This window comes from Mesorhizobium sp. M0626 (genome assembly GCF_040320665.1).
GTDB lineage: Bacteria > Pseudomonadota > Alphaproteobacteria > Rhizobiales > Rhizobiaceae > Mesorhizobium.
In genome coordinates this window covers 220,368-236,009 of sequence record NZ_JAMYQD010000014.1, presented here as the reverse complement: position 1 = coordinate 236,009, position 15,642 = coordinate 220,368, and the positions used below count along the sequence as shown (strand labels likewise).

Below are 15,642 nucleotides of genomic sequence, written 5' to 3'. Positions count from 1 at the left end.
GCTCCTTCGCATCGCGCGCATCGACAAGGCCGAGCGGCTGCGAGATCAGCGCCTTGGAATTTTCCAGCACGCCGAGATTTCGCAATATGCCATTGTCGGGCGCGCGCATTGCAGGCACGGCAGCGCTGGAACTGCGCGAACGCAACGTCGGCTATGCGCTCGCCACCATGTGCATCGGCGTCGGCCAGGGCATCGCGGTGGCGCTCGAACGGGTTTGATGGCTTCAGCCAATCAATACGGCAGTCCGACATAATTCTCCGCCAGGGCGGCCGACGCTGCCTGCGAATGCACGAGATAGTCGAGCTCGGCTTCCTGGATGCGCTGGCCGAACTCGCCCGTATCGGGAAAGCGGTGCAGCATCGTCGTCATCCACCAGGAGAAGCGCACCGCCTTCCACACTCTGGCCAGCGCCTTGGCTGAATAAGCGTCGAGCCCGCTTGGTGATTTGTCCAGATAGAATTCGCGAAGCCCAGCAAAGAGATAGCGCACATCGCTGGCGGCGAGGTTGAGCCCCTTGGCGCCCGTCGGCGGCACGATATGGGCGGCGTCGCCGACCAGGAACAGCCGGCCGAAGCGCATCGGCTCGGCGACGAAGGAGCGCAGCGGCGCGATTGATTTTTCGAAGGACGGGCCGGTAACGACCGCGGCTGCGGTCTGTTCCGGCAGGCGACTGCGCAATTCGTCCCAGAAGCGACCGTCGCTCCAGGCGTCGACCTGTTCGTCAGCCGGGACCTGCACATAGTAGCGGCTGCGATGCGTCGACCGCATCGAGCACAGCGCAAAGCCCCGCTCATGGTTGGCGTAGACCAGTTCGTGATCGGCCGGCGGCACTTCGGCCAGCACGCCGAGCCAGCCGAAGGGATAGGTCCGCTCGAAGGTTTTCAGCGCCCGCCCAGGCGCCGATTTGCGGCTAACGCCGTGATAGCCGTCGCAGCCGGCGATGAAGTCGCAGTCGATGCAATGGCTGACGCCGTCCTTGTCGTAGGTGACGTAGGGCGCTTCGCCATCGAAACCATGCAGCGCGACGTTGGCCGCCTCATAGACGGTGGTCAGCCCGGCCGCCTCGCGCTTGTCCATCAGATCGTGCGTCACTTCGGTCTGACCATAGACGGTGACATGCTTGCCGCCGGTCAGTGCCGTGAGGTCGAGCCGGTGCAGGCCGCCGCCGAACGCAAGCGAGATGCCGGCATGCAGCAGGCCCTCGGCATGCAGCCTTACAGCTGCGCCCGCCTCTTCGAGCAACTCGACGGTGCCTTGTTCGAGCACCCCTGCCCGCACCCGGCCAAGCACATGCTGCCGGCTCGAACGTTCGAGGATCACCGTCTCGACGCCAATGGTGCCGAGAAGCTGGCCAAGCAGCAGCCCGGACGGTCCGGAGCCGACAATGACGATCTTTGTGCGCATCAGTGTCCCAGGCTTTCGATCTGTCCGGCGAGTTCGGCGGCGAGCCGTAGCGCAGCCGCGGTCGCTATCGCCATTTGCGGCAAGAGCAGCCATTCCAGCGTCCAGGCAGCACCGGAGCGCTCCTGCTCATGCACCAGCGCCTGGTGCATGCCGGAAAGCTGGGTGGCGTTGAAGCGCGCCAGCGTCACCAGCACTTCCGCCTTCACCGGGTTCTGCTTGTGCGGCATGGCCGACGAGCCGCCGCCGCCGGACAGCTTGATGTCGGTTCCACCTTGCGCCATCAGCGCAACGTCCTGGCCGAACTTGCCGAGACTGCCGGTGATGAGCGATAGCAGCCCGGCGAATTCGGCCAGCGCATCCCGCTGGCTGTGCCATTGCGGCGCGTCGCCAAGGCCGAGCTTTGCGGCAAGGGCCGCGCGCACGGCAGGTCCTTTGTCGCCCAGCTTCTCCAGCGTGCCGGCGGCGCCGCCAAACTGCACCACGATCAGACGCTTGGATTGCTCCGACAGTCTCTGCTGATGCCGTTGCAGCGGCGTGCGCCACACCGCCACGCGGTCCGACGCCTGAATTGGGATCGCCGGCTGCATGCGCGTCATCGCTGTCAATGCACGGCTGCCAAAACGTTCTTCCAGCCCCACCAGCCGCAGAATGTTTTCAGTCAGCAGCAGGTCGAGATGTTCAATGAGCCGGCGCAGCCGAAGCACCAGGCCAGTGTCGATGACGTCCTGGCTGGTTGCGCCGAAATGCACGCCGGCGTCGTGCGGCGCCCCGACCGCTGCCTTCAACTGGCGCACCAGTTCGGGCACGATCACGCCATCCTTCGCCACACCGGCCCGCAGCCGCGCGGTGTCCGGCTTGTATGACAACAGGACAGGTATAATCGCCGCGGCGGCATCCGTGCCGATAATCCCGCTTTCGGCTTCCGCTTGCGCCAGCGCGCGCTCGAAATCGAGCATGGCGGCGATTTCCCCATCCACCGAAAAATGCCGAGCCGCCTCCTCGTCGCCGAGCAGGCCGGAAAGCAGCGGATGGTCGAAGGGCGATACGGTCATGTGCTGGTTTCCTCCGTCAGCTGTCGAAGAAGACCGTTTCCTTCTCCCCCTGGAGATGGACGTCGAAAATATAGTCGTCGCCTTGCCGCTCGGCGATCAGCGTCGGCACGCGCACCTTGTGCTCGATGCGGGCCAGGATCGGATCCTCGGCATTGGCCTTGGCCTCGTCGGAGAAATAGAGCCGCGTGTGGAGGCCGATATTGATGCCGCGGGCGACGATCCACAGGCTGATATGCGGCGCCATCAGCCGGCCGTCGCCATACGGCACGCGTCCCGGCTTGATCGTCTGAAAACTGCACAGGCCGGTTTCCATGTCGGTCGGCTGACGGCCCCAGCCCTGAAAATCCGGATCGGCATCGCCGCGCAATTCGGCCGGCGAATTGTAGAAGCCATTGGCATCCGCTTGCCAGATCTCGATCAACGCATCCCTGAGCGGCGTGCCGGTGCCGTCGAGCACGCGAATGCGCAAACCGATGCGGTCGCCCTTGGCGTTGTCGTTGAGCATCGTGGCGCCCAGGTCTGTCGGGTAGACGCCGCCGATACCGCCGAAATTCGGCGTCAGCCCGATATGCACGTAGGGACCGGCGGTCTGCGACGGGCTCTCCTTCAGCCGGGTCAGCGATTGCGCCATCAATTGCCCTCCGGACGGTTTTCGAACAGCGAGGCGCGGCGTCCGCGCAACACGATGTCGAACTTGTAGGCGCGCGCGTCGAACGGGATCGTCGCCTGCATGTCGAGCGCGGCGACCAGCGTCTCAATCGCCGCCTTGTCGCGGATACCGCGCACGATCGGGCACCGCCAGATCAGCGGGTCGCCCTCGAAATACATCTGGGTGATCAGCCGCTGTGCGAAGCCGTGGCCGAACACCGAGAAATGGATGTGCGACGGCCGCCAGTCATTGGGCCCGTTCGGCCAGGGATAGGGACCTGGCTTCACCGTGCGAAAGGCATAGCCGCCGTCGGCATCGGTGATGGTGCGGCCGCAGCCGCCGAAATTCGGATCGAGCGGCGCCAGATAGCCGTCCTTCTTGTGGCGGTAGCGGCCGCCCGCATTGGCCTGCCAGAATTCGAGCAGCGCGCCGGAGACGCCCTGGCCGCGCTCGTCGAGCACGCGGCCATAGACGATGATACGCTCGCCGATGGCGCTCTCGCCGGACTTTGCAAAATTGTGGATCAGGTCATTGTCGAGTTCGCCCAGCACGGCGTGGCCGAACACCGGACCGGTGATCTCCGACGCCGTGTTGTCGAAGGCCAGCAGCGCCTTCTGCGGCGAGCGCAGCACCGAAGTCTTGTAGTCGGGCGTCAGCGCCGGCGGGTGCCAGCCGCGGTCGCGCTGGAAGAAGGCGCCGGTCTCGGGCCTGCGGTTCGAGCCGGCATCAGCTGGCATGGCCAGCCCTGCTTCCGTCCATTTCCGAAAACACCTCCTTGGCGATCCTGAAGGCGCGGTTGGCCGCCGGCACGCCGGCATAGATCGCGACATGCAGGAACGCTTCGCAGATATCGTCGCGCGACGCACCGGTGTTGGCGGTGGCGCGCACATGCATGGCGACCTCTTCATCATGGCCAAGGGCGGCCAGCAGTGCCAGCGTCACGATCGAGCGTTCGCGCCTGCTGAAGCCCGGACGCGCCCACACAGTGCCCCATGCTGCCTCGGTGATCAGCTCCTGGAACGGCCGGTCGAAATCGGTGACGGCATCCTCGCTGCGATCGACATGAGGGTCGCCGAGCACCGAGCGCCTGACGGTCAGCCCGGTTCGGTATCTGGTTTCGTTTTTGGGCAGTTCATCCATGGGTCTGCTTTCTCAGGGGAAGCGCCGCGACGAAATCGCGGATCAGGGTGGTCAGCGCCTCGGGCTGTTCGACGCAAGGGATGTGCGCGGCGTCACGAATGATTTCGAAATGTGCGCCTGGGATCAGATCGGCCAGCCAGCGGACGAGATCCGGCGGCGTCGAGCCGTCCTGGTCGCCAACGACGCAAAGCGTGGGCACCGCGATCGCCTGCGCAGCCTCGGTAAAATCGGCATCGCGCACCGCGGCGCAGGTGCCGACATAGCCGGCGACGGCTTGCCGGGTCATCATGTTCCAGTAGCCGTCGAGCTCGGCGACACGGTCCGCGTGGAAGGCAGGCGTAAACCACATTTTGAGCACGGCATCGGCGATGGCCTGGATGCCTTTGCTTTCGACCGTTTCGATGCGGGTGTTCCAGCTGTCGGCCGTGCCGATCTTGTGGGCGGTGTCGCACAGGATGAGGCCGTCGACGATTTCGGGGCGCCGGGCATAAAACCCTTGCGCAATCAGGCCGCCCACCGACAGGCCGCACAGCACCGCATTGTTCAGTTCGAAATGATCGATCAGGCCCGACAGATCATCGACATGCTCGTCGATCGAGCTGACGCCACCAATGTCGGACAGGCCATGGCCGCGCTTGTCGTAGACCAACACAGGTATTTCGCCACCCAGTTCGGACAACACCTCGTCCCAGATGCGGAAGTCGGTGCCCAGCGAATTGATGAACACGATCGGCCGCGCATTTCCCTTCGCCTTGATATGGCGATGGTGCAGCGTGATGCCGCCAATGTTGACGAATGGCACGATTTCGATCCTCCGTGTTCACATTGCACAAGGCATTTGGTTTGGTAAAATGATATTTTACGCCGTTTCATTAACTGCTAGGTTATGAGAACATGTCCGAAAGCCGCATAAGGTTCCGTCACCTGCAGGCATTCCTTGAGGTAGCGCGGCAAGGCAGCGTGGCTAGGGCGGCCGACTTTCTCCATGTCAGCCCACCGGCCGTGACCAAGACGTTGCGCGAATTGGAGGAGGCGCTTGGCATCGCTGTCGTCGAACGCGACGGCCGCGGCATCAGGGTGACGCGGCTTGGCGAAATCTTTCTCGGCCATGCCGGCACGGCGATCACGGCACTGAAGCGCGGCGTCGATTCCGTCCGCCAGGACGGCGCCATCAACCGGCATCCGATCCGCATCGGCGCGCTCCCGACAGTGTCGGCCAAGGTGATGCCACGCGCCATAAGCCTGTTCCTGAGTGAAAATACCGGTGCTGCGATCAAGATCGTCACCGGCGAGAACGCGGTCCTGCTGGAACAGTTGCGCGTCGGTGCGCTCGATCTCGTCGTCGGCCGGCTTGCGGCGCCGGAAAACATGACCGGCTTCTTCTTCGAGCATCTCTATTCCGAACCGGTGCTGTTCGTGGTGAGGGCCGGCCATCCGCTGCTGCAGCCGGGCCAGGACATCTTCGCCCGGCTCGATGAATTCCCGGTGCTGATGCCGACGCGGGAGTCGGTCATCCGCCCGTTCGTCGACCGCCTGTTCATCACCAACGGCATGACGGCGCCTGCGACCGAGATCGAGACCGTCTCGGATTCCTTCGGCCGTGCCTTCCTGCGCCAAAGCAATGCGGTCTGGATCATATCGACAGGCGTCGTCGCCAACGAACTCTCCAGCGGCGCCTTCGTCGCCTTGCCCGTCAACACCGAGGAAACCAAAGGGCCCGTCGGCCTGACGATGCGGACCGACACTGCGCCTTCGCCGGCCTTCACCATCCTGCTGCAGACCATTCGCGAGGCGGCCAGCCAGAACGCCTGAGCACCTTTCGCCAATCTGGCGCAGAGCGGGCCTTCAGCCGTATTTCCATAACCTGTTGGTTAACGAAACACCGCAAAATATCATTTTACCAAACCAAACACCTAGGGCACTGTGACGATGGGAGGATCGAAATCGTGCCTTATCGGCATTGGCGGCGTTCCGCTGCCGCCTCAAGGCCTGCCGGGGCGATCTCCGATCTTAAGAACGGGCGGCATCGATTTTGAGCAGGCCGGCGGTGACCTCCAGGTGCCGTCAGGAAAGGGAGGAATACCAGCATGACCTCAAGCAAATCCGGCGTCTCGCGGCGCCAGTTCATCGCCACATCGCTCGCCGGCGGCGCGGCACTTGCGCTCAGCCGCGGCCAGGCCTTCGCGCAGGCCGCCGACACGCTGAAGGTCGGCTTTGTCAGCCCGCGCACCGGGCCGCTCGCCGGCTTCGGCCAGACCGACGGCTATGTGCTCGACCTCGCCCGCAAGGCGCTCGCCAACGGCATCGACATCGGCGGCAAGAAATACAGTGTCGAGATCATCGACCAGGACACGCAATCCGACCCGTCCCGCGCCGGCCAGCTCGCCAAGGACCTCATCAACAACCAGGCCGTCGACCTGATGCTGGCGGTGTCGACGCCGGAGGTGATCAACCCGGTCGCCGACGCCTGCGAAGCCGCCGGCGTGCCTTGCCTCTCCACCGTCATGCCGTGGGAGGCCTGGTATTTCGGCCGCGGCGCCAAGCCCGGGGAACCCTCGCCGTTCAAATGGACCTATCATTTCGGCTTCGGCGTCGACGAGTTCTTCCGGACCTACATCTCGCAATGGAACCTGATCGAGACCAACAAGAAGGTCGGCGTCATGTATCCCAACGACGCCGACGGCAATGCCATCCGCACCCATCTGGCGCCGTTGCTGGCAAAGCAGGGTTTCACCATCGTCGATCCCGGTGCCTACGAGACCGGCACCACCGACTATTCCTCGCAGATCGCGCTGTTCAAGCAGGAAGGCGTCGAGATCTTCAACTCCTTCCCGATCCCGCCGGACTTCGCCGCCTTCTGGCGCCAGGCCGCGCAGCAAGGCCTGATCAAGCAGATCAAGATCTGCCAGGTCGCCAAGACCGGGCTGTTCCCGTCCGACATCGAGGCGCTGGGCGATCTCGGCAACAAGATTTCGAGCGCCGCTTACTGGCACAAGGCCTTCCCCTACAAGTCGCCGCTGACCGGCGTTTCGGGAATCGAACTGGCCGACGGTTATGAGGCCGCCAGCGGCAAGCAGTGGACGCAGCAGCTCGGCGCCTCGATGTCGCTGCTCGACGCCGGCTTCGAGGCGCTGAAGGCAAGCACCGACGCCAAGGACAAGGCGGCCGTCGCCAAGGCGCTGAGCACGCTCAACACCGAGACCATGATCGGCAAGGTCGACTTCACCAGCGGCCCGGTCGCCAATGTCTCTCCCGGCCCGATCATCGGCACCCAATGGGTGGCGGCCAAGGAAGGCGGCAAATTCCCGCTCGACTACGTCGTGACCGAGAACGCCACCGACCCGAAGGTTCCGGTCGAGGCCAAGCTCCAGCCGTATAACGGCTGACGGACGGCTACGGGGATCGCATCGTGAACGGTTCAGCAAACGCCGCGATCCTCCGCGCTGCCGGCATCCAGAAACGCTTCGGCGCGCTGGTGGTGCTCGACGATGTCGACTTCGCCATGAATGCCGCTGAGGCCGTCGGCATCGTCGGCCCGAACGGCGCCGGCAAGACGACGCTGCTCAGCATCTTGTCAGGCGCCTTCCCGCCGAGCGCCGGCACGGTCGCCTTCAAGGGCGGCGATGTGACGGCGCTGCCGGCAACGCAGCGCTGCCGGCTCGGCCTGGTGCGCACGCACCAGGTGCCGAAACCGTTCGGCGGCATGACCACGTTCGAGAACGTTTTTGTTGCGGCATCGCATGGCGCCGGTCTCGCCCGCGACGAGGCCTATGAAGAGGCGTTGGCGTCGCTGAAACTGTGCGGCATGCTGGGCGTGGCCAACCGGCGCGCCGAAACGCTCGGCCTGCTCGACCGCAAGCGGCTGGAACTTGCCCGCGCGCTCGCGGCAAGGCCGACGCTGCTTCTGCTCGACGAGATCGGCGGCGGCCTGACCGATGGCGAGGCGAGCGAACTTGTCGATACCATCAAGGAATTGCGCCGCCGCAAGATCGGCATCGTCTGGATCGAGCACATCGTCCACATCCTGCTGCAGGTGGCAGAGCGGCTGATCTGTATGGACGCCGGCAAGATCATCGCCGATGGCGAGCCGCAAGCGGTGATGGCCGACCCGGAAGTCGTGCGCGCCTATCTCGGCGGAGGCCCGAAATGAGCCTGCTCGCAATCGAGAATCTGGTCGTCCGCCATGGCCTGTTGCAGGCGGTGCGCGGTGTGAGCTTTACGATCGAGCGCGGCGAAACGCTGGCGCTGGTCGGCGCCAACGGCGCCGGCAAGACGACCCTGCTGCGGGCGATCGCCGGCGCGCACCAGCCGACGGCCGGCCGCGTGCTGCTGAATCGTGCCGATATCACCGGCGTTCCCTCGCACAAGCGCGTCGGCATGGGCGTCGCGCTGGTGCCGGAAGGGCGAAAACTGTTCGTGCAGATGACGGTCGAGGAGAACCTCCTGCTTGGCAAGACCGCCGGCCGTCCCGGCGACTGGAGCGTGGAACGAGTGCTCGACACGTTCCCCAATCTGAAGCCGCGCCGCCATGCCAAGACCGGGCATCTCTCCGGTGGCGAGCAGCAGGCCACCGCCATCGGCCGCGCTTTGATGAGCAATCCCGAACTGCTGCTGCTCGACGAGGTCTCGCTCGGCCTGTCGCCGCTGGTGGTCGATCGCGTATACGCTTCGCTGCAAGGCCTGATCAGCTCCGGCACGACGATCATCCTGGTCGAACAGGACCTCAATCGCGCGCTCTCGGTCTCGGACAAGGTCATCTGCATGCTCGAAGGACGCGTCGCGCTGGAAGGCCCGAGCAAGGGCATGTCCCGCGATGAAGTGACGAAAGCCTATTTCGGTCTGCACAGAAAAAGCGCCGGGAGTGTGCCGGCATGAGCAACCAGATCGTCCAGGGCATCCTGCTCGGCGGCTACTACGCGCTGATCGCCTGCGGCCTCTCCTTCATGTTTTCGGTGATGCGCATCATCAACCTCGCACATGGAAGCCTGGCCGTGTTTTCCGCCTATGCGCTGTGGCGGCTCGCCTCGCAATTCCATATCTCGCCCTTCGTCGGCCTGCTCATCGTGCTGCCGCTGATGGCGGCCATCGGCTGGGCGCTGCAGCGCTTCCTGCTCGAGCGCAGCGCCCGCGGCGGCGCGCTCCTGCCGATCCTGACCACGTTCGGCCTCGCCATCGTCATCGACAATGCGCTGTTCGAGCAGTTCGGCGCCGACACACGTTCGCTGGCGCCCTATATCGGCAGCCTCTCCTACGATTCCTGGGAATGGCCGGGCAGCATCTATGTCGGCAAGCTTGCCGTGATCATGTTCGCCGCCGCCGTCATATTGCTTGGCGGACTGCAGCTGTTCCTCACCCGCACCAGGCTTGGCCGCTCGATCCGCGCCACGTCGGAAGATCCCGACACGGCCGGTCTCGTCGGCGTCGATGCGCGCCGCGCCAATGCCCTCGCCGCCGCCATCGCCATGGTCACCGTTGGGCTGGCCGGCGCCTTCCTCGCCATGCGCGCCACCTTCGATCCCTATACCGGCGCACCTCAATTGCTGTTCGCTTTCGAGGCGGCGGTGATCGGCGGCGCCGGTTCGCTATGGGGCACGCTGGTCGGCGGCATCGTTCTGGCGCTCGCCCAGACGCTCGGCGCGCAGATCCATCCGCAAGGTTTTCTGATCGGCGGCCATGTCGCCTTCCTGATCGTGCTGTTCATCCGGCTCTCCACCTCCGGCCTCGGCCTGCGCGGCCTGCTGCGCCTGCCCGCGAGGAAAGCATCATGAGCGCGGTTTTAAACGACCCCGTCATCGAGCGCGGCACCTCCGCCTCGCGCATCTCGGCGATTGCGGTCGTCGTCATCATCGCGCTGCTTGGCATCGCGCCGCACTTCCTGTCGGCCGGCGCCGTCGACCGCCTTACCGCCTTGTTCATCTATGTGATCCTGGCAGCGATGTGGAACGCGCTGGCCGGCTTCGGCGGGCTGGTTTCGGTTGGACAGCAAGTGTTCTTCGGCCTCGGCGCCTATTTCGCCATCCGTCTGGCCGATGCCGGCCTCAACCCGTTCGCCTCGCTGTTCGTCTCCGCGATCATCGTCGGCGCGATCTCCTGGCCAATGTCGCTGTTCATGCTGAAGCTGAAGAACGGCGAGTTCGCCATCGGCATGTGGGTGATCGCGGCGCTCACCCATCTGCTGGTCAATCTCGACCGGCTGGTGCAAGGCGAGACCGGGACGTCGCTGATCTCGCTCAACATCTATGACGCCGGTTCCAGGCGGGCGACGATCTACTGGCTGGCGTTGGCCGCGATGACGGCGCTCCTTGCCATCCTGTTTAGCCTGCTGCGTGGCAGCACGGGTGCGGCCATCCGCGCCATCAGGGACAATGAGGAGGCCGCGGCATCGGTCGGCGTGCGCGTCACCGGAACCAAGCGGCTGCTCTTCGTGCTCGCCGCCTTCGGCATCGGCATGGCCGGCGCGCTGTGGTTGGCCACGTCGATCACCTTCCAGCCGAAAACCTACTTCAACGTCCAGTGGACCGCCTACATGATCTTCATGGTGCTGGTCGGCGGCATCGGCACCTTCGAGGGCGCCATTCTGGGTGCGCTGCTGTTCTTCCTCATCGAGACCTGGTTCGGCGGCACCGGCGTCTGGTATCTGATCGGCCTCGGCGCCACGGCGGTGCTGTTCTCGCTGTTCCTGCCGCGCGGCGTGTGGGGAACGCTGGAGGAGCGCTTTGGCCTGCGCCTGCTACCGGTCGGCTACCGGGTCAGGCTGCCGGCAAACGCCGGCGATAGTGACGCGACGCCTTCGCCGCAACAGGCCGCAACGCATAGTGAAAAGGCGTGACCATGCTGTTCGGCAAGACCATCCTCATCACCGGTGTCGCCTCTGGTATCGGCGCTCGCACGGCCGAACTTGCCGGCCAACTGGGCGCTGACGTGATCGGCGTCGATATGCGTGAACCGGCAGCATCGGCCGGCAGTTTCGTCAAGGCTGACATCTCGTCCAAGGCCGGCGTCGACGATCTCCTCGGGCGCCTGCCGCAGCGCATCGATGCGCTCTGCAATGTCGCCGGCCTCCCCGGCAACACCGGTGCGGTGTCGACACTGGCCGTCAACTTCTACGGCCTGCGCGCGCTCTCGGAAGGCCTGGCACCAAGACTTCGTGAAGGCGGCACCGTAGTCAACGTCGCCTCGATCGCCGGCTATGGCTGGCGCGCCAATCTCAACCGCGCGGCATCGATGGTCGGCATCGAAGGCTTTCCCGATGTGGCGAAGATGATCGCCGACCATCAGGTGAAGAACGAGGAAGGCTATCCCGTTTCCAAGGAGCTGCTGCTGTTGTGGACGCAGCGCGCCGCACATCAGGACCTGTTCAGGAGCCGCGGCATCCGCGTCAATGCAGTGAGCCCCGGCCCGGTCGAGACGCCGATCCTCAAACAGTTCCGCAATGTGCTGGGTGACGCCCGCGTGGACAGCGACATCGCCAGGGTCGGGCGCGCCGGAACCTCGGGCGACATCGCGCCTGTCGTGCTGTTCCTGTGCTCGGACGGCGCACGCTGGGTCAACGGCGTCAATGTGCCGGTTGACGGTGGGCTTGAAGCATCGATCAATGCCGAGGTGCTCGGCTTCTAGACCATGATCCCGAAAAGTGGGAGCCGGTGTTCGGATCAGATCGTGGTCGATAATAGATAGAAAAGACGCTCCACGGCGAGCGAGGGAGAGAACAATGGACATCGGACTTCTGATCGACGGCGACAAAAGGGATGCCTCCGGCTCAGCCTCTTACGAGCGCATGGACCCGTTCACCGGCAAGCTGGCGACCCGCGCTGCCGCAGCCAGCATCGCCGACGCCAATGCCGCGGTCGAAGCCGCTGCTGCCGCTTTCAAGACGTGGTCGAAGACCGGTCCGGGCGAGCGCCGCGCTTTGCTGTCCAAGGCGGCCGATGTCATGGACTCCAAGGTCGGCGAATTCACCAAGTTGATGATGGAAGAAACCGGCGCGACCGGCCCCTGGGCCGGCTTCAACGTCATGCTCGCCGCCAAAATGCTGCGCGAGGCAGCCGCCATGACGACGCAGATTTCGGGCGAGGTCATTCCCTCCGACAAGCCCGGCACGCTGGCCATGGCGATCCGCCAGCCGGCCGGCGTCTGCCTCGGCATCGCGCCGTGGAATGCACCGGTCATCCTCGGAACCCGTGCCATCGCCATGCCGATCGCCTGCGGCAACACGGTTGTGCTGAAAGCTTCGGAAATGTGCCCAGGCACACACCGGCTGATCGGCCAGGTGCTGGTCGAGGCCGGCCTGCCCAAGGGGGTCATCAATGTCGTCACCAATGATCCCAAGGACGCAGCGACAATCGTCGAGGCACTGGTCGCGCACCCGGCCGTAAGGCGTGTCAACTTCACCGGCTCGACCAAGGTCGGCAGGATCATTGCCGAACTCGCGGGCCGTCACTTGAAGCCGGCGCTGCTCGAACTCGGCGGCAAGGCGCCGCTGGTCGTGCTCGACGATGCCGACATTGACGCCGCGGTCAATGCGGCGACCTTCGGCGCCTACATGCATCAGGGCCAGATCTGCATGTCGACCGAGCGCCTGGTCGTCGATGAAAAGGTCGCCGACGAGTTCGTCGCCAAGCTCGCCGCCCGCGCGGCGCAGCTGCCTGCCGGTGACCCGCGCGGCCATGTCGTGCTCGGTTCGCTGATCAGCGACCAAGCCGCCGACAAGATGGAAGAACTGGTTGCCGACGCCGTCGCCAAGGGCGCCAGGCTTGTGGCCGGCGGCAAGCGCACCGGAACCGTGGTCGAGGCGACATTGCTCGACCACGTGACGCCGGCGATGCGCGTCTATTCGGAAGAATCCTTCGGCCCGGTCAAGCCGGTGATCCGCGTCAAGGGCGAGGACGAAGCGGTATGTGTCGCCAACGATACCGAATACGGCCTGTCTTCAGCCGTGTTCAGCCGCGACATCCGCCGTGCCATGACGGTCGCCGCGCGCATCGAAGCCGGTATCTGCCACATCAACGGCCCGACCGTCGGCGACGAGGCGCAAATGCCGTTCGGCGGCGTCAAGGGTTCAGGCTACGGCCGCTTCGGCGGCAAGGCCTCGATCGCCGAATTCACCGACCTGCGCTGGCTGACGATCGAGGATCCGGGGCAGCACTATCCGTTTTGACTGCACCTTCTCTCACAGGGGGAGAAGGAAAGGAGCCCTCAGGCCCGTTGCCTGGCGAGCCAACGGATTCCCGCATCAAAACCCGGCAAGGCTCGAGCCCCGCGATCGGCGGCCCCTCCCGGAGTTGTAAATCGTTTAATCGTGGGTATTTTACCCCTCAAGCACATGCCGCCAGACGGCGGCAAGCGGTTTTGGGACTACCACAAGTGCAAAGCAAAATACGCGATGCGGATCGCGCCGGGGAGGAATCGTCATGCCAAACAAGGCCTCGCCGCTGGTCATCAGCGCGCCGGAACCACGCACGCTCGACCTGATCTTCACCCCACCGCAGCTGGCGCGCCTCAAGGCGCATTACCGCGTCGTCGAGACGACGGCCGAGGGCGTGGCGAACTTGCCCGCCGACGTGCTTGCCGAAGCCCGCTATATTATCGGCCAGCCGCCGATCTCGCCCGAGACCTTGGACCAGATGCAGGCGCTGCGTTGCGTCTTCAATGTCGAGACCAACCTCATCAACAACATGCCCTATGAGACGCTGTTTGCGCGCGGCATCCATGTCGTCACCACCGGCCTCGTCTTCGCCGAGCCGGTGGCCGAGCTTGGCCTCGCCATGGCGCTCAACCTTGCCCGAAATATTGTCGATGCCGACCTCGCTTTCCGCAAAGGCGAGGAGCTGTGGGGCGGCGATGGCAATTTGACGGCGCGGCTTCTGTCCGGCGCCGATGTCGGCATCATCGGCTTCGGCGATCTGGGCCGTGCGCTGAACCGGCTGCTGTCGGGCTTTCGTACCCGCACCAAGGTCTTCGATCCCTGGCTGCCGCCATCGATCCTGATCGACAATGGCGTCGAACCGGCCTCGCTCGACGAGGTGCTGTCGACCAGTGACTTCGTCTTCGTCGTCGCTTCGGTGACCTCGGAGAACCAGGGTTTTCTCGGCACCGATGCTTTTGCCAGCATGCGCAAGGGCGCCGCCTTCATCCTGCTCAGCCGCGCCGGCGTCGTCGATTTTCCGGCCTTGATGGCGGCGGTGGAAAGCGGCCACATCGTCGCCGCCAGCGATGTCTTCCCTGAAGAACCGCTGGCGCAGGACCATCCGGTCCGCACGATCCCCGGCTTCCTGCGCTCCGCCCACCGCGCCGGTGCGCTTGACATCGCCTTCAAGCGCATGGGCGACATGGTGCTGGAGGACATGGACCTGATCGACCGCGGCCTGCCGCCTCTGCGCTCCAAGCGCGCCGAGCGCGAGACGGTGTCAAGGATGCGTTCGAAGCCGGCGGACAGGAACTAGTTGTCGCGAGAAATCCGCCTGAGATGGATTTCGCAGTTGGCCAAAACCCCTTTGTCATCGCCGCTCAGGATGACCGGGAACCTTCCGGCATTGGCGTTTTTCAGCCGGATCGCTCCCATTCGATCCAGATCCTACTATCGATACCCCGCCAGGCGTAGCCGGCGGGGTATTGATTTTGAAAGCAATCGGGCTGTGGGAGGCCTGGCCTACTCCAAGGAGGCTCGTCACGATTCGCGTCGGTGGCGGGCCTTTTTATTCACTCCCGAGCAAAGCCGGAGGCGGTCTGCCCGCCTCGCTCTATCCGGCAGCAACGCCGGCTGCCGAGCGATTGGCCAGCACCAGCCCGACCTCGCCGACAACCTGATCGACGCGCTTCAGGATGGGTTCGGCCCGCAGCACGCCGTCGGAAAAGTCCTTGTCCGTGGCATAGACCCCTGTCGGCAGCGTCAGCGCCTCGAAGAAGCCGAACAACGGCCGCAACTGGTGCTCGACGATCAACGCGTGGCGATCGTTGCCGCCGGTGGCAAGCAGCACCACCGGCTTGCCGCGCAAGGAAGCGGGATCGAACAGATCGAAGAAGTGCTTGAACAGGCCGGTGTAGCTGCCCTTGTAGGTCGGCGACCCCACCACCAGCACATCGGCATTGACGACGCTGTCGAAGATTGCCCGCGCCTGACCGTCGAGATCGCGCGCCCATTTGGCAGCGCCAAGTGAGGGGCCGAGGTCTTCGATGTCGTAGGTACTCGCCGACAATCCATGCTGGCGCGCAATGTCCCTGACGACCTGGTCGACGAAGCCGCGCGTCTTGGACGGCCGGGTGAAATTGCCGGAAAACCCGACGACGGTTGGATTGGGCATGTTTCTCTCACCTCTCGCGGACCTGCTTGATGCCGCATATTTACAGGCTTGCGCCTGCCGCAAGAAGCAAATGACTGACCTTGCAGCAGCATAGTGA

The 15,642-nt window shown here is 64.7% G+C and carries 16 protein-coding genes and 1 pseudogene; 10 read left to right on the top strand and 7 right to left on the bottom strand.

The genetic code is table 11. The features are described from left to right. Positions 1–218 (top strand): annotated as a pseudogene (locus NKI37_RS19720) (hypothetical protein); the annotation flags it as partial. Between the two features lie 13 nt (positions 219–231). Here the strand turns inward: NKI37_RS19720 and pobA are convergent. From pobA to pcaD, 6 genes are read right to left on the bottom strand one after another with little or no spacing between them, the layout of a single operon-like run. Beyond that, on the bottom strand, positions 232–1,404 hold the full coding sequence (pobA, locus tag NKI37_RS19715; protein ID WP_352787292.1) for a 4-hydroxybenzoate 3-monooxygenase: 1,173 nt from the start codon (positions 1,402–1,404) through the stop codon (positions 232–234). Then, positions 1,404–2,456 carry a 3-carboxy-cis,cis-muconate cycloisomerase gene (locus NKI37_RS19710; protein ID WP_023754410.1) on the bottom strand — a complete coding sequence of 351 codons (1,053 nt, stop codon included), beginning with the start codon at positions 2,454–2,456 and terminating at the stop codon, positions 1,404–1,406. Before NKI37_RS19710 ends, pobA begins: the two co-directional genes overlap by 1 nt. 16 nt (positions 2,457–2,472) lie before the next feature. Continuing rightward, the gene (gene pcaG, locus NKI37_RS19705) at positions 2,473–3,087 is read right to left on the bottom strand and encodes a protocatechuate 3,4-dioxygenase subunit alpha (protein ID WP_023668155.1); all 615 of its coding nucleotides are present in this window, start codon (positions 3,085–3,087) and stop codon (positions 2,473–2,475) included. Further along, positions 3,087–3,842, bottom strand: a complete 756-nt coding sequence (gene pcaH, locus NKI37_RS19700; RefSeq protein ID WP_023704676.1) for a protocatechuate 3,4-dioxygenase subunit beta — start codon at positions 3,840–3,842, stop codon at positions 3,087–3,089. The genes pcaG and pcaH overlap by 1 nt, the downstream gene beginning before the upstream one ends. Further along, a complete protein-coding gene (gene pcaC, locus NKI37_RS19695; RefSeq protein ID WP_023668153.1) occupies positions 3,832–4,245 on the bottom strand; it encodes a 4-carboxymuconolactone decarboxylase in 414 nt (137 codons plus the stop codon). The genes pcaH and pcaC overlap by 11 nt, the downstream gene beginning before the upstream one ends. Then, positions 4,238–5,047 carry a 3-oxoadipate enol-lactonase gene (gene pcaD / locus NKI37_RS19690; RefSeq protein ID WP_352597110.1) on the bottom strand — a complete coding sequence of 270 codons (810 nt, stop codon included), beginning with the start codon at positions 5,045–5,047 and terminating at the stop codon, positions 4,238–4,240. Before pcaD ends, pcaC begins: the two co-directional genes overlap by 8 nt. Before the next feature lie 92 nt (positions 5,048–5,139). On the opposite strand from pcaD, the gene pcaQ reads away from it, so the two are divergent. The 9 genes from pcaQ (at position 5,140) to NKI37_RS19645 (ending at position 14,687) form a co-directional block, all read left to right on the top strand. After that, complete coding sequence (gene pcaQ / locus NKI37_RS19685) at positions 5,140–6,057, top strand: pca operon transcription factor PcaQ (protein ID WP_023685275.1); 918 nt, start codon at positions 5,140–5,142, stop codon at positions 6,055–6,057. A 275-nt stretch (positions 6,058–6,332) separates the two neighbouring features. Then, positions 6,333–7,631, top strand: a complete 1,299-nt coding sequence (locus NKI37_RS19680) for an ABC transporter substrate-binding protein (RefSeq protein WP_352597106.1) — start codon at positions 6,333–6,335, stop codon at positions 7,629–7,631. 89 nt (positions 7,632–7,720) lie between these two features. Beyond that, a complete protein-coding gene (locus NKI37_RS19675) occupies positions 7,721–8,395 on the top strand; it encodes an ABC transporter ATP-binding protein (protein WP_352597148.1) in 675 nt (224 codons plus the stop codon). After that, on the top strand, positions 8,392–9,120 hold the full coding sequence (locus NKI37_RS19670; protein WP_352597104.1) for an ABC transporter ATP-binding protein: 729 nt from the start codon (positions 8,392–8,394) through the stop codon (positions 9,118–9,120). The genes NKI37_RS19675 and NKI37_RS19670 overlap by 4 nt, the downstream gene beginning before the upstream one ends. Further along, complete coding sequence (locus NKI37_RS19665) at positions 9,117–10,013, top strand: branched-chain amino acid ABC transporter permease (RefSeq protein WP_352710869.1); 897 nt, start codon at positions 9,117–9,119, stop codon at positions 10,011–10,013. The genes NKI37_RS19670 and NKI37_RS19665 overlap by 4 nt, the downstream gene beginning before the upstream one ends. Next, positions 10,010–11,074, top strand: a complete 1,065-nt coding sequence (locus tag NKI37_RS19660) for a branched-chain amino acid ABC transporter permease (RefSeq protein ID WP_352710866.1) — start codon at positions 10,010–10,012, stop codon at positions 11,072–11,074. The genes NKI37_RS19665 and NKI37_RS19660 overlap by 4 nt, the downstream gene beginning before the upstream one ends. A gap of 2 nt (positions 11,075–11,076) precedes the next feature. Continuing rightward, on the top strand, positions 11,077–11,862 hold the full coding sequence (locus NKI37_RS19655) for a coniferyl-alcohol dehydrogenase (protein WP_027050689.1): 786 nt from the start codon (positions 11,077–11,079) through the stop codon (positions 11,860–11,862). A 94-nt stretch (positions 11,863–11,956) separates the two neighbouring features. Next, a complete protein-coding gene (locus NKI37_RS19650; RefSeq protein ID WP_352710864.1) occupies positions 11,957–13,402 on the top strand; it encodes an aldehyde dehydrogenase in 1,446 nt (481 codons plus the stop codon). A 253-nt stretch (positions 13,403–13,655) separates the two neighbouring features. Next, complete coding sequence (locus tag NKI37_RS19645) at positions 13,656–14,687, top strand: hydroxyacid dehydrogenase (protein WP_352787296.1); 1,032 nt, start codon at positions 13,656–13,658, stop codon at positions 14,685–14,687. Between the two features lie 297 nt (positions 14,688–14,984). Here the strand turns inward: NKI37_RS19645 and msuE are convergent, their stop codons facing one another. Continuing rightward, positions 14,985–15,545: an FMN reductase gene (msuE, locus tag NKI37_RS19640; protein ID WP_023687920.1), complete on the bottom strand. Its 561-nt coding sequence runs from the start codon at positions 15,543–15,545 to the stop codon at positions 14,985–14,987. Positions 15,546–15,642: the final 97 nt, after the last annotated feature.